Annotated in this window: 13 protein-coding genes; 2 read left to right on the top strand and 11 right to left on the bottom strand. The window is 67.5% G+C overall.

Annotation, left to right across the window (positions count from 1 at the left end; genetic code table 11):
• Positions 1 to 53: 53 nt before the first annotated feature.
• The 8 genes from GD627_RS03120 to GD627_RS03085 all read right to left on the bottom strand — a co-directional run bounded on the left by GD627_RS03120 (position 54) and on the right by GD627_RS03085 (position 8,618).
• Positions 54 to 1,121 (bottom strand): FecCD family ABC transporter permease, encoded by a 1,068-nt coding sequence (locus tag GD627_RS03120; protein ID WP_152271310.1) that lies wholly within the window; start codon positions 1,119 to 1,121, stop codon positions 54 to 56.
• Positions 1,118 to 2,221, bottom strand: a complete 1,104-nt coding sequence (locus GD627_RS03115; protein ID WP_210250447.1) for a FecCD family ABC transporter permease — start codon at positions 2,219 to 2,221, stop codon at positions 1,118 to 1,120. The genes GD627_RS03120 and GD627_RS03115 overlap by 4 nt, the downstream gene beginning before the upstream one ends.
• Complete coding sequence (locus GD627_RS03110; protein WP_152271309.1) at positions 2,205 to 3,233, bottom strand: iron-siderophore ABC transporter substrate-binding protein; 1,029 nt, start codon at positions 3,231 to 3,233, stop codon at positions 2,205 to 2,207. The genes GD627_RS03115 and GD627_RS03110 overlap by 17 nt, the downstream gene beginning before the upstream one ends.
• 73 nt (positions 3,234 to 3,306) lie before the next feature.
• Positions 3,307 to 4,308, bottom strand: coding sequence for a siderophore-interacting protein (locus GD627_RS03105; protein WP_152271744.1), 1,002 nt, complete (start codon positions 4,306 to 4,308; stop codon positions 3,307 to 3,309).
• Between the two features lie 104 nt (positions 4,309 to 4,412).
• Entirely contained in the window at positions 4,413 to 5,324 is a 912-nt protein-coding gene (locus GD627_RS03100; RefSeq protein WP_152271308.1) for an ABC transporter ATP-binding protein, read from the bottom strand.
• Between the two features lies 1 nt (position 5,325).
• On the bottom strand, positions 5,326 to 6,297 hold the full coding sequence (locus tag GD627_RS03095; protein WP_246165345.1) for a FecCD family ABC transporter permease: 972 nt from the start codon (positions 6,295 to 6,297) through the stop codon (positions 5,326 to 5,328).
• A gap of 89 nt (positions 6,298 to 6,386) precedes the next feature.
• Positions 6,387 to 7,451, bottom strand: a complete 1,065-nt coding sequence (locus tag GD627_RS03090) for a FecCD family ABC transporter permease (RefSeq protein WP_152271307.1) — start codon at positions 7,449 to 7,451, stop codon at positions 6,387 to 6,389.
• A 105-nt stretch (positions 7,452 to 7,556) separates the two neighbouring features.
• Positions 7,557 to 8,618 carry a glutathione S-transferase family protein gene (locus GD627_RS03085; RefSeq protein ID WP_152271306.1) on the bottom strand — a complete coding sequence of 354 codons (1,062 nt, stop codon included), beginning with the start codon at positions 8,616 to 8,618 and terminating at the stop codon, positions 7,557 to 7,559.
• Between the two features lie 133 nt (positions 8,619 to 8,751).
• Between GD627_RS03085 and GD627_RS03080 the strand changes: the two genes are divergently transcribed.
• Complete coding sequence (locus GD627_RS03080) at positions 8,752 to 9,798, top strand: NAD-dependent epimerase/dehydratase family protein (protein WP_152271305.1); 1,047 nt, start codon at positions 8,752 to 8,754, stop codon at positions 9,796 to 9,798.
• Between the two features lie 40 nt (positions 9,799 to 9,838).
• On the opposite strand, the gene GD627_RS03075 is transcribed toward GD627_RS03080, so the two are convergent.
• The gene (locus GD627_RS03075; RefSeq protein WP_152271304.1) at positions 9,839 to 10,822 is read right to left on the bottom strand and encodes an NAD(P)/FAD-dependent oxidoreductase; all 984 of its coding nucleotides are present in this window, start codon (positions 10,820 to 10,822) and stop codon (positions 9,839 to 9,841) included.
• Between the two features lie 65 nt (positions 10,823 to 10,887).
• Here GD627_RS03075 and GD627_RS03070 point away from each other — a divergent pair, with 65 nt between their 5' ends.
• Positions 10,888 to 12,267 carry an APC family permease gene (locus GD627_RS03070; protein WP_152271303.1) on the top strand — a complete coding sequence of 460 codons (1,380 nt, stop codon included), beginning with the start codon at positions 10,888 to 10,890 and terminating at the stop codon, positions 12,265 to 12,267.
• Between the two features lie 86 nt (positions 12,268 to 12,353).
• On the opposite strand, the gene GD627_RS03065 is transcribed toward GD627_RS03070, so the two are convergent.
• A complete protein-coding gene (locus GD627_RS03065) occupies positions 12,354 to 13,427 on the bottom strand; it encodes a YihY/virulence factor BrkB family protein (RefSeq protein WP_152271302.1) in 1,074 nt (357 codons plus the stop codon).
• 96 nt (positions 13,428 to 13,523) lie between these two features.
• On the bottom strand, positions 13,524 to 13,835 hold the full coding sequence (locus GD627_RS03060; protein WP_146360562.1) for a PRC-barrel domain-containing protein: 312 nt from the start codon (positions 13,833 to 13,835) through the stop codon (positions 13,524 to 13,526).
• Positions 13,836 to 13,909 lie beyond the last annotated feature (74 nt).

Raw genomic sequence — 13,909 nt, 5'->3', positions numbered from 1 at the left:
CTTTTTGTGGCCAACCCCATCTTCCCCCGTGTCCTGCACCTCGGGGCAGCCGGCTAGAGCACGCCCTTCCGCGCTTCCCCGAACAATAAATACCCCAGGTAGAGGCTGCCTAGCGCCGCCGTGAAGATCCCGACGGGCAGGGCCGCGCCGACGTCGATCTGCTGCACCGTGAAGTCGGACAGGCTCAGCACCAGCGCTCCCACCAGCGCCGGGGCCACCACTCCCGGAGAGGAGACGCCCAGCAGGCGCAGGGCAATCTGCGGGGCGACCAGCGCAACGAAAGCCACCGGTCCGCAGACGCTGACGGCACAGGCGGCCAGCACCACGGCCAAAAGGATGGCGATCGTGCGGGTACGGACCACCCGGACGCCCAAGGCTTCAGCCATTTCGTCTCCCAGAGACACCAGGTTCAGCTGCCGCTGCAGGGCTGCGGCGGCGGGGAGCACCAGCACCAGGGTGACGGCGATGGTTGCCACATGGGACCAGGACCGGGAGGCCAGGGATCCATTCAGGTAGAAGGCGAGCGTCTGCGCCTGCTGCTCCCCCACGGTGGTCATGGCCAGCGAGGTCAGGGCGGTCGCTACGGCGGAAATGCCGATGCCTGCCACAATCAGTTTCCCGGGCCGCGCAAATCCGCGGCCGGTGCTGAGCCAGACCAGTCCCACCGCGATACCTCCGCCGAGGACGGCGGCAACCGGCACCGGAAGGTAGCCGGGCCAAAGCGTGGTCGCGGCGGCTCCGGCAGCCGCTCCGCTGGTCAGCCCAACCACCTCCGGACTCCCCAGCGGGTTGCGCGTCACGGTCTGGAACAGGGATCCGGCCACGCCGAGGGCCATTCCGGCGCCCACGGCGGTCAGGAACCGGGGTCCGCGCAGCCGTTCAAGCACAAAGGAGGCGCTTCCCTCCGGCGGGGAAACCACGAGCGAGAACAACTCCCCCCAGCCCAGTCCAAGGTCCCCGGCGGTCAGCGTGAATGCTCCCACCAGGATCACGGCGGCGGTAAGGAGGAGGCAGGTCAGGAGGCTGCGCCGGCGGTACCTGAAGCTGGCCTTCCGGCCCACCCGGAAGGTAAGCGTCCGGGATGCGGGACGGGTCCCGGCGCGGGTGCGGGCGCCGCTCATGCCACGGCCCGCATCCGGCGGACGGCCAGGATCAGCAGGGGTGCACCCAGCAGGGCGGTGATGACGCCGGTGAGCACTTCACCGGGCCGGGCCACCAGGCGGCCGGCAACGTCGGCGAAAAGCAGCAGTGCCGGGCCGGCGACGGCGCTGAGGACCAGCAGCCAGCGGTGGTCCGGGCCGGTGAAGCTGCGCACGATGTGCGGTACGGCGAGGCCTACAAAGCCGATGGGTCCGACGGCGGCGGTGGCCGACGCGCAGAGCACGGCGGCGGCGAGGGCGCCGGTGATTTTGGTGGCCTGCGGGCGAAGGCCCAGCGAGGCTGCGGCCTCTTCCCCCAGCGCCAGGGCGTTCAGGGAGCGCCCGGTGGTGAGGGCTGCGGCCAGCCCCACCAGGAAGAACGGCAGGACGTCATAGGCCTGTTCCATCGTCCGTCCGCTCAGGGAGCCGACGGCCCAGAACCGGTACATGGTGAACACTTCGGGCCGGGTCAGGGCAATGGCCTGGATGAAAGACATCAGCACCGCGGAAATCACCGTGCCGGCCAGGACCAGCCGGACCGGTGTGGAACCGCGGCGGCCGGAGGCGAGGCCGTACACCACCAGAACGGTCAGCAGGGCGCCGGGCAGGGCAATCCAGACATTCGCGCTGGTGGCGCCCAAGCCGAAAAACGCCATCCCGGTGACCATCGCGGCGGCGGCACCGGCGTTCACGCCGAGGATGCCCGGATCCGCCAGCGGGTTCCGGGTCAGGCCCTGCATGATGACTCCGGCTACGGCCAGGGCCGCCCCGGCGATCAGGCCCAGGACGGTCCGCGGCACTCGGCTGGCCACCACGTCGTCGGCGTAGGTGCTGCCCGTGCCGGTGATTTCAGTCCACAAGGACGCTGCTACTTCCGCCGGGGTCAGTTGATGGGCGCCGACGGCCAGGCTGGTGAGGACGGCCAGCAGCAGTAACCCGAGGCCGGCCGCCAGCAGCGCCGTCCCCTTCCCTGCGCTGAGCAGGGAACGCCGAGGAGCGGCCGGTGCACCCGCACCGGCCGCTCCCTGGTGTCCGGCTTCCGCCGGAACCACAACAGGTGCCGGATTAGTCGACCTTGGCAACTGCTTCTTCGATCATCGGCTCAAAGCGGTCCAGGACCCACGGGACGCTCAGCGGGGTCAGGAAGCTGGAAGCCATGCCCACCTGGCGGTCCAGGTTACGCACCACGGAGCCGCGCTCGACGGCGGGGATCTGGGCGAACAGGCGCTGGTCCTCGGTGGCCTTCTGCTCTGCTTCGTCGTTATACCAAGTGAACAGGACGTCCACGTTGTCGAGCTTGGCCGCGTTTTCGAGGCCCAGTTCCGAGGTGAAGCTGCCTTCTGCCGAGGGAATGTCCGCAACTTCCGGAGCCACGGTCATGCCCAGCGCGGTGAGGATGTCCACCCGTGCATCGCCCTCGTTGTACAGCACCAGGGAACCGGGAGCCCCGCCGCCCCAGACGTAGGCAAAGGTCTTGTCTTGGAACTCGGGGTGCTCGGCGGCGCTGTCGGCGAGGTCCTGCTTGATGCCGGCTACTGCGTCCTCCGCGGCCTCCGGCTCGCCCAGGGCCTTGCCGATCAGCGAAATGTGCTCATCCCAGTCAATGTTCCACGCCTTTTCGGGGTAGGCCACGGTGGGGGCAAGGTCATTGAGGATGTCGAAGTCCTCCTGGGTGATCCCGGAGTTCGGGGCCAGGATCAGGTCCGGTTCCAGCGCCACAATGGCATCGATGTCGATGTCCTGTCCGCCGGTGAAGGTGGCCGGCAGATCGTCGCCGCGTTCCTCGATGGCTTCGGTGACCCACGGATAGTTGCCGTGCTCGTCATTGCCCCAGGTGACCTCTTCCACGCCCACGGGCGTGGTGCCCAGCGCGACGGCGGTGTCCGCGGACCCCCAGCCGATGGTGACCACGCGCTCGGGCTTCTGCTCGATGACGGCCTCTCCCAGCGCAGACTCGATGGTGACCGGGAACTGCTCCGACGCGGATGAATCGGAGGAGTCGGATGCCGGACTCTCTGCGGCATCGGCGCCGCAGCCGCTCAGGGCCAGCAGGACTGCCGGGACCGCCAGCAGGGCGAGCGGAGTTCTTTTCATGGTTTTCCTTTCAGAGGGACCTGCCCGCCGGACGGCGGGCAGGTCATAACAAAAACGGGGGAGGTCGGAACCGTCAGGACAGCTCGGCACGGCCTTTGCGCCAGTAGCCCATAAAGGCCACCTGCTTCCGGTCGATGCCGACGTCGCGGACCAGATAGCGGCGCAGGCCCCGCACCACGGCCGCTTCACCGGCAATCCAGGCGTAGAAGGGAAGGGCGCCCGAGGGCGCATGCGGGTTCCGTGAGGCTTCCACCACAGCCGGATCCAGCCGCTGCGGTGTCTCCCAGAGGATGGCCTCGTCCACGTTGACTTCCTCGGGTTCCCGCAGGGTGGGACTGGGGCGGAAGGGGATGCCGTCGGCGGTTTCCACCGATGCCCAGCCCGGCAGCGCCACGACCTGGCGCACTGCGGCGTCGAGCAGTTCCCCGTGCGGCCGCGATCCCCGGGCCAGCCAGATCATCTGCACGCCGGAACCGGTGCTGATTTCCTGCCGGTCCCCGCTGGTGGGGATCTCCATGAGGGCGTGGCCGGTCACGTCTTCCGGCAGGGCTTCCAGGATCGCGGTGATGGCCGGAACGGCTGTTTCATCCCCGGCGAGCAGCACGTGGCGGGCCATTCCGGGACGCCATTCGATGCCGCCGTAGGATTCGGCGGTCACGCACTGTGCGGCATTGGGCCCGATAATGCAGACCCTGTCCCCCGGCTTCGCGGCAGCGGCCCAGCTGGAGGCGGGACCGCCTTTGCCGTCCTCATCGAAGTGCAGCACAAAATCGACGTCAATCTCCGGTTCCGCTCCGGAACACCGGGCGCCGCGGACGGTATAGGTGCGCATGCAGCCGCGGGTGGACGGATCCAGTTTCAACCAGTCCTGGTACCACCCGGAGTCGAGGGTGGACAGGTCCGGCAGCGGCAGCGACGTTCCCTCGGCATCCACACAGGGCACAATCACCTTGATCCGCAGGTCATGGGTCTGGCCCTGCACGCCGAAATCCGCCAGGCAGGCCCCCGTGAAGGTGATGCGCTGGAAGTTGGCGCCCAGCCGGAGCACCCGTTTGACCTCGACGTCGAAGGACATCACGGCAGCATTGCTGCGTACCCGGCGGCCATGACGCGCGGGCGCAGCACCGGCGGTCCCGGCGGGGGCTGCGGCGGCGGCTGCATCTGCGGAGCGGACGTGGGTCATGATGCGGCCTCCATGGGCTCGTTGATGCCGGACTCGTGCCGGCGGTCCCCGGGGTTGGGCAGGTAGCCCCGGGTCGTGGATGCGGCCGGTTCCGGTTCCTCTTCCGGGTCCGGCGCCGCGCTGTGGTGCCGTCCCATGGGCACCACCATGGGGGTGCCGGAGACCGGATCCGGGATGACGCGGGACGCCAGTCCGAAGACCGTTTCGACCAGTTCTTCAGTGACGACGTCGGCCGGGGCGCCTTCTGCGGCAATCCGTCCGTCCTTCATGGCCACCAGGTGGTCCGCATAGCGGGCGGCGAGGTTCAGGTCATGGAGCACGATGGCCACGGTGGTGCCGGCGCGCCGGTTCAGGTCCGTAATCAGGTCCAGGACCTCGATCTGGTGGGTGACGTCCAGGAAGGTGGTGGGCTCGTCCAGCAGCAGGATGTCTGTCTCCTGCGCCAGGGCCATGGCAATCCAGACCCGCTGGCGCTGGCCTCCGGAAAGCTCGTCCACATTCCGTCCGGCCAGGTCCGCGGTATCGGTGGCTGCCAGCGCCGCGGCAACGGCGTCGTCGTCGGCGGCCGTCCACTGCCGGAACCAGCCCTGGTGGGGGTAGCGGCCTCGTCCGACCAGGTCCGCCACCGTGATCCCCTCGGGTGCCGTCGGCGTCTGCGGCAGCAGCCCCAGGGTGCGGGCCACCTGCCGGCTGGGCTGGGCGTGGATGTCCTTGCCGTTGAGGTAGACGGTTCCTCCGGCGGGCTTCAACAGCCGGGCCAGGCCCCGCAGCAGGGTGGACTTTCCGCACGCATTGGCGCCGACAATGATCGTGATCCTGCCCGCGGGCAGGGTGAGCGAGAGCGAATCCACCACTTTGCGCTCGTCATATCCGAGCTCCAGCTTTTCAGCGGAAAGCAGGTTTTCCATGTCAGCCTCCTTGGCCTACGCGGTTTGACGTGACCAGCAGCCACAGAAGGAAAGGGGCCCCGAGGGCACCGGTCACAACGCCTACGGGCAGGGTGACTCCGGGGACGAGGTTGGCGCCGACGAAGTCCGCCGCCAGGACTATGCACGAACCCACCAGGCCGGCGGCAAGCAGGCTGGCCTGCCCGTGCATCAGCCGCCGGGCGATGGGACCGGAGAGGAACGCGATAAAAGCCACCGGTCCGGCAGCCGCGGTCGCTGCGGCGGCCAGGCCTACGGCCACGACGATCAGGCCCAGGCGGGCACGTTCCACCCGGATGCCCAGGCCGGCGGCGGCGTCGTCGCCCAATTCCAGGCCGCGCAGGGTGCGGGCGAGCACAGCCGCAGCGGGAAGCAGCACCAGCAGGAAACCGGCCAGGACGGCGGCCCGGTCCCAGCTGCTGTTGTTCAGGGAGCCGTTGAGCCACACCAGCGCCTCGGACGCGGTCCGGATATCCGTCCGGGTCAGCAGGAAGTTGACCAGTGCCTGCAGGACGGCGGCAAAACCGATGCCCACGAGCACCAGCCGGTATCCGGCCACTCCGCCGCGGCGGGACAGAAGATAGATTGCCAGGGCCACCAGCAGTGCCCCGGTCAGGGCGGCGGCGGACACGGTGGTTCCGGCCGCGCCGAACAGCACGATGGCGCACACCGCGCTGGCGCTGGCACCGTAGCTGATGCCGATGATGTCCGGGCTGGCCAGGGGGTTGCGCAGCAGCGTCTGGAAGACGGCTCCGGCGATCCCGAATCCCAGCCCAATCAGGGTGCCGACGACGGCGCGCGGGAGCTTGCTTTCCATCAGGATGTAGGTGGCCCCGGGTATCTGTTCGCCAAACAGGATCCGGAAGAAATCCGGAATCGTGAAGGAATAGGTTCCCAGCAGCACGTACACCGCAAACAGTGCCAGCACTGCACCGGCCAGCACCGCGGGCACCAGCGTCCGGCGGCGCCCGGCGGTTTTCCGGACGGTGCGGAGGGCCTGCGCCGCACCGTCCGGGGCGATGCGGGGAGTCCGGGCGAGGGCATTCACAGTTCGGCCAGCTTCCGCCGGCGCACAAGCCAGATGAACACCGGGGCACCAATCACGGCCGTGGTGACGCCAACGGGAATTTCCCCCGGCGGCAGCAGCACCCGTCCCGCCACGTCCGCGCTGACCAGCAGCGCCGGAGCGAGGAGCATCGAGAAAGGCAGGATCCAGCGGTAATCCGGACCGGTAAAGCTTCGCACCACGTGCGGGATGACCAGACCGATGAACGCTATGGGACCGGCGGCGGCGGTGGCCGCTCCGCACAGCAGCACCACGCCCAGCGCAGTGATCCCCCGGCTGAGTCCTACGCGCTGGCCGAGCCCGCGGGCCACATCGTCACCCAGGCTCAGGCCGTTCAGCATGCGTCCGGTGCTGACCGCAATCAGGGCACCGGCGGCCAGGAACGGCAGCACGGCGAGGATGGTGTCCCAGTCACGGCCGGACACGCTGCCAACCTGCCAGAACCGGAACGTGTCCAGTGTCTGCTGGCTGGAGACCAAAACGGCGCTGAGCAGGGACATCAGTCCGGCGCTCAGGGCGGCGCCGGCCAGGGCCAGCTTCACGGGCGTGGCACCTTCCCTGCCCAGGCTTGCCACCAGGTAAACCACGACGGCGGCTGCGGCGGCGCCGGCCAGGGCGAACCAGACGTAGCCGGTGAGGCGGGTAACGCCGAAAACATAAATGCCCAGCACCACGGCAAAGGCGGCACCGGCATTGACGCCCAGGATGCCCGGATCCGCCAGCGGATTGCGGGCCACTCCCTGCATGGCCGCTCCGGCAAGGCCAAGGGCCGCACCGGCGAGTACACCCAAAACGGTGCGGGGAATGCGGGAAAGAACCACCGCATGGTCGCCGTTGGAAGGATCGAATGCGGTCACGGCGTCCCAGACCGTGCCGGGCGCTATCGGACGGGCCCCGATGGCCACGGAGGCCGCGCAGGCGAGGCCCAGCACCAGCAGGGTGAGGAGAAGAAGGCCCGCACGCCGCCTGCTGCCGGGAGTTTGGGGGCCGGCCGGGGCGGCGGGCCGGTGAGAAAGAGCCGACGGGCGTGCGGCAACACTCACGTCGGCACCTCCCTAGGGCAACAGGCAATTTTCTTAAGTAAGGCTAGCCTATGGTGAGGGCCTTTAAGAAACGTTTATGTTGCGTATTAGGTCAGCGGCTTTCGCTTAGTTTCCGGCGCCGTGCCCCGGTGCTACCCGCTCCGATTCCCGGACCGGTCCGGGAGGGGTTCCATTACCGAAGGGCCGCCCGCCCAGGGCCTCTCGGCCGTGCCCGCTCAGCCAGTTGGAGGTGTCCGGTCCCTGAGGCACGATTCCGGTGGGATTAATGTCCTCGTGGACTATGTAGTAGTGCGCCTTGATCTGTTCAAAGTCCACGGTGTCACCGAACCCGGGGGTCTGGAACAGGTCGCGTGCGTAGCCCCACAATGCGGGCATCTCGGTGAGCTTGTTCCGGTTGCACTTGAAGTGTCCGTGGTACACCGGGTCGAAGCGCACCAGGGTGGTGAACAGCCGGACATCGGCTTCGGTGATGGTGTCCCCGATGAGGTAGCGCTGCTTCGAGAGCCGGTCCTCCAGCCAGTCCATCGCAGTCCAGAGGCGGTCATAGGCCGCGTTGTAGGCCTCCTGCGAGCCGGCGAACCCGCACCGGTAGACCCCGTTGTTCACCTCGGTGAAGATCCGCTTGTTGACCTGCTCCATTTCCTCCAGGTGTTCCGCGGGCAGCAGGTCCGGCGCGCCCTCGCGGTGGAAATCCTTCCACTCGGTGGAGAAATCCAGGGTGATCTGCGGGAAGTTGTTGGTCACCACGGCACCGGTGGGAATGTCGACGATCGCCGGGACGGTAATCCCGCGCTGGTAGCCGGGGACCCGCTTAAAGAACGCTTCCTGCAGCCGCTCGATCCCCAGCACCGGGTCCCTGCCGTCGGGGTCCAGGTCGAAGGTCCAGCTGCGCGCGTCGTGGGTGGGGCCGGGCAGCCCCAGCGAAATGGCGTCCTCCAGCCCGAGCAGCCGGCGGACAATGATGGTCCGGTTGGCCCAGGGGCAGGCGCGGGCGGCCACCAGCCGGTAGCGGCCGGCCTCCACGGGGTAGCCGTCACGGCCGTCACGGGTGATCCGGGTTTCGATGTAGTTCGTGTCCCGGGTGTATTCGGTCCCGCCGGTCACATAGGAGCCTTTGGTGCTGTGGTCTCCGGAGCCGTTCGCCTGCGCTGTTCCCTCAGTGGTCATGTCCAACAGGTTAGCCTCTATCCGCCCCGCCGGCGGTCTGCCTTCCGGCGGGCGGAAAGGCTGCCGGAAGAAGGGCGCGGCGGTAGAGTCGACAGGAAACGCCGGCAGTTGGGCAAACGGAAGGGCCTGGACCATGCGAGTAGCCGTCATCGGAGCAACCGGAAACGTGGGGACAGCCATTCTGCGCCGGCTGGCCGCCGCCCGAAGCGGGCGCGGCGACCTTGAGGTAGTGGGGATTGCGCGCCGGATTCCGGACACCTCGATGCCTCCGTATGACGACGTCGAGTGGCACAGCGTCGATATCGGGGACACCGGGAACGTCGGCAGGTTAACCGAAGCCCTGCGCGGGACGGACGCGGTGATCCACCTGACCTGGCTGATCCAGCCCAACCGGGATGAAGCGGAGCTGCACCGGGTCAATGTCCAGGGCACGGAAAACGCCCTCGCCGCCGCTGCCGCAGCAGGGGTGCGCCAGTTTGTCTGCGCCTCCTCGGTGGGCGCGTACAGCCCGGCCCCGAAGGACCGCCTGACGGACGAGTCCTGGCCCGCCCGCGGCATCGCCAGCTCGCACTACAGCCGGCACAAGGGCGAACAGGAAGCGCTGCTGGACCGGTTCGAACTGGAATACCCGGAGATCGCGGTGGCCCGCCTGCGCCCGGGACTGATCTTCTCCTCCGACGCCGGAAGCGAGATCGGCAGCTACTTTGTGGGCCGGCTGATTCCCAAGTTCTTCCTCAACCGGCTTTCCCTGCCGCTGGTTCCGCTGCCCGCCGAGTTCGTTTTCCAGGCCGTCCACGCAGACGATATCGCCGACGCGTACTGGCGCGTGGTGGACCAGCGTGCGGAGGGGGCCTTCAACATTGCCGCCGATCCGATCATTACCCCGGAACTGCTGGCCGGCGTATTGGGCGCCAAACGCGTACTGAACGTGCCGGTGAAACTGGTGCGCGCCGTCGTCGGCCTGACCTGGGCAGCCCATCTGCAGGCCACCGATCCCGGCTGGATCGACATGGCGGCCGGGGCACCCGTCATGGACACCACCCGGGCGCGTGAGGTCCTCGGCTGGCAGCCGCGCCGCACCTCGCTGGAATCTTTGAAGTATGTGCTGGACGGGATGAGCGCCGGCGACGGCGTGGCCGGCTCCCCGCTGCTGGCGCCCCGGAACCGGCAGCGCGCCTAGCGGAACCGCGGGATCCGCCCGGCCGCACCGGTGCGGACCCCTAGACCGCTTCGCGAAGCGCCGCCGCTTCCACCATGCCCTCCAGGGGGTTGGCCCCGGCGGATTCCACGGCCCGGCCTAGGTCTTCTTCGAGCAGCTTGGCGTTGACCACCACCGCCAGGCGGTAGGCATCTCCGGCCACGGCAACCACCTGGGCGGAGGGATCGGTGGCGTTGCCCACGGCCCAGATCCGTTCCCGGCTGGTGCGCCCCAGTTCGTCGGTGACAATGCAGCCGTCGTCGTCCACTTCCAGATGCTCGGTCAGGCCCTTGTCCATTTCGGCGGCCGGCTCCAGGAACAACGCCTCACAGGGCACCGTCCGTCCGCCAGCCAGCACCAGGCCGGCCAGGGCGTCGTTTTCAATACTTAGTTCCGCCACTTTGCCGGCCAGGACACGGATGCCCATCGCGGCCAGGCCGTGGGCATCCTCGTCCCTCAGGGAGATGTCTGCGTGCAGGACCAGCACCACGTCCGCGGAGAAGGTGCGGACCAGCTGCGCCTGCTGGATGGAGGTTTCCTCCGTGCCCAGCACGGCGAGGATCTTGTCCGCCGTTTCGTAGCCGTGGCAGTAGGGGCACTGCAGCACGTCGCGGCCCCAGCGGGAACGCAGGCCCTCGATGTCCGGCAGGACGTCCCGTATCCCGGTGGCGAGGATCAGCTGGCGTCCCCGGAACTCGCGGCCGTCGCCTGTTCGAACGGTGCCGTTGGGTTCGACGGCGGCAACCGTCGCCTCCGTCACTTCGACGCCGTAGCCGCGGACCTCATCACGGGCAAGTTTCAGCAGCTCGGCCGGGGGCATGCCGTCACGGGTGGGGAAGCCGTGGACGTGGCCGGCGGGCGAGTTCCGCGGGGCTCCGGCGTCGAGCACCATGACCCGGCGGCGGGCCCGGCCCAGTACCAGTGCGGCAGTGAGGCCGGCCATGCCGCCGCCCACAATAACTACGTCGTACTCGGGAACTGTTGGTGCAGATTCAGAACTGGTCATAGCTAATTTTTACAGGATCGCCAGGAATCATCAGCATTCTTAGTATCTTGTCTAAACTGTCTCCTATGGAAAAACCCGTGCAGGAGAAGCCTGCCTCCAAACTCAAGCAGGGCATCACAGGGCCCATGCTGTATTTGTTCATTCTTGGTGACGTGCTCGGTGCAGGCATCTATGCGCTGGTGGGTGAGGTCTCGGGCAAGGTCGGCGGTGCCATCTGGGTGCCGCTGCTGGTTGCCCTGGTGCTCGCGCTGCTGACCGCAGCGTCCTACGCGGAGCTGGTGACCAAGTATCCGAAGGCCGGCGGCGCCGCGGTGTTCGCCGAACGCGCCTTCAAGGTCCCGGCAATTTCGTTCCTTGTCGGTTTCGCGATGCTCGCCGCCGGCGTGACCAGTGCCGCGGGCCTGGCGCTGGCCTTCACCGGCGACTACCTTAAACCGTTCCTGGATGTCCCTCCGGTCCCGGCCGCCCTCGTTTTCCTGCTGCTGGTGGCCCTGCTGAACGCCCGCGGAATCTCCGAATCGGTGCGCAGCAACGTGGTCATGACCGTGATCGAGGTGTCCGGACTGGTCCTGGTCATCGTGCTGGTGGGCCTGATGCTGGGCAAGGGCGAGGGGTCCCCCGAGCAGATCACCCAATTCCCCGCCGGAGTGAACCCCGGCACGGCGGTCCTGTCCGCCTCCATCCTCGCGTACTACTCCTTTGTGGGCTTCGAGGTCTCCGCCAACGTTGCCGAGGAAGTCCGGGATGTTCGCCGGGTGTACCCCAAGGCCCTTTTCGGCGCCCTGCTCACCGCCGGTCTGGTGTACGTCCTGATTGGACTCGCAGCAGCCATCGCCCTGCCCACCGAGGAACTGGCCGGATCCACCGGACCCCTGCTCGACGTGGTCAGCGCCACCGGCTTCGGCGTGCCCGCATGGCTGTTCAGCCTGATCGCCCTGGTCGCCGTGGCCAACGGCGCCCTGCTGACCATGATCATGTCCTCCCGCCTGACCTACGGCATGGCGGAACAGGGCCTGCTGCCGGCCGTCTTCGGGAAGGTGCTCCCCCGGCGGAAGACGCCGTGGGTGGCCATCGTCGCCACCACCCTGGTGGCCATGATCCTCACTACCACCGGCGGGCTGGGCGAGCTGGCGGAGACTGTGGTCCTGCTGCTGCTTTTCGTGTTCATGAGCACCAACGTGGCGGTGATTGTGCTGCGCAGGGACACGGTGGAGGAAAAGCACTTCAAGACCCCCCTCGTGGTCCCCTATCTGGCCATCGCGTCCTGCATCCTGCTGCTCAGCCAGCAGGACGGCTCCACGTGGCTGCGGGCCGGCGCCCTGATGGTCGTGGGCCTGGTGCTCTTCGCAGCACGGCGGCTGGCCAAGGGCAGGACGCTGGGCTCCAAGCCCCGCGCCCCGAAGGATCCGGCGGGTGACACTCCGGGAAAGCCGCACGAGCGCTAGACGCGGAAGCCGAACCTGCAAACAGAACCGCCCCGGACCGTTCGGTCCGGGGCGGTTTCAGTCTGCGCGGCTAATGCTGCGCGGGACTACTCGTGCAGGTCGTCGTCGTAATCCTTGCCGGCGTGCTGCTGGCGCAGTTTCCGGCCCTCGGCAATGTCCTTCTCTTCCTGTTCCTGGCGCTTTTCCGTCTGCCGGGTGTCACGCGGGGGAAGCTGTACCGACTCCTCCGCCTGGATGCCGGCCTGCAGTTCGCGGCCGCGCTCCACCTCGGCGTCGAATTCCGCACCGAAGAGCAGGGACACATTGGCCAGCCAGATCCACAGCAGCAGCACAATGACGCCGCCGATGGCGCCGTAGGTGGCGTTGTAGTTGCCGAAGTTCGCGACGTAGAAACTGAAGCCCGCGGTGACGATCGCCAGGATGACCAGAGCGATGAGCGATCCCATGCTCATCCAACGGAACTTGGGCTGCTTCACGTTCGGGGTGGCGTAGTAGAGGACCGCAATGATCAGCACGGCGAAGATGACCATGACCGGCCACTTGGCGATGTTCCAGACGGTCACCGCTTCGCTGCCGAGGCCGATGACGTTGCCGATCGCTTCGGCGATCGGACCGGAGATCACCAGCATGAGCAGCAGTGCGGCCGCCATGAGGACCAGGAGCAGGGTCACCAGCAGCTGCGTGGGAAGCAGCTTCCAGGCGGGCCGGCCTTCCTCAATTTCATAGATCCGGTTCATGGAACGGCCAAATGCCTTCACGAAGCCGGAGGCGGACCACAGGGCGCCTGCGATACCGACGATCAGTGCAAGCCCGGCACCGCTGGACGAGGTCAGCTGCTCAATGGGTCCTTCAATCAGCTTTGCGGCGTCTTCGGGGGCGAACTGCTTCACGAAGTCCAGCAGCGCATTGGTAGTGCTTTCGGCCTGTCCCACCAGACCCAGAATGGAGACCATGGCCAGCAACGCCGGGAAGATCGCCAGGACCGTGTAGTAGGTCAGCGCCGCGGCGAGGTCGGTGCACTGGTCCTTGGAAAATTCCCGGACCGTCTTCTTGAGGATGTATTTCCAGCTCGGCTTGGAGACTTCGGTGGGTTTATCCGGTTTACTGGCATCGTCCGGACTGGGTGCTGTCTCGGCTTTGCTGTTCGTTTCCTGCGACACTGGAGCCTCCTGCTGGGATGGGTGTTCTGACCCCCATGCTATTAGTAAGCGTCCTTAGCACCAAAGGGATTCGGCTGACGCACCGGGGCCGGCTCTTTAGCGCAGGCCGTAATACTCCATCAGAATGTTCTCCTCGCCGGGGCTGAGCGGGTTCTCCGGGTGGGCTCCGGGTGAATGGGCTACCTGGTGCCGCGAGTAGTTCACAAAGATGTCCTGCCCGTCACGGCGGGAACTGACCAGGGGAACATAGTGTTCCTCGCTCTCGAACAGGCCAAGGTCAACGGTGATCCAGACAGGATCACCGGTGTTCCGGTCGAGGTGCACCTCCCCCACCAGGCCCAGCCGCTCGCCGTCGTTGGCCCAGACGCTGGAGCCCTGGATTTCGTGGAGCATAAAGGCATCGGTCATCTTCTCGTCCCCTCGCTCGGCGGCCCGGCGGAACTGCCGGGGTTCCTATTCCGCCCGGCGCAGCGCCTCCTGTC

It is taken from the genome of Arthrobacter yangruifuii, assembly GCF_009192775.1.
Taxonomy (GTDB): Bacteria; Actinomycetota; Actinomycetes; order Actinomycetales; family Micrococcaceae; genus Arthrobacter_B; species Arthrobacter_B yangruifuii.
The sequence above is the reverse complement of the archived record's forward strand: the minus strand, read 5'-3'. Positions and strand labels throughout refer to the sequence as shown.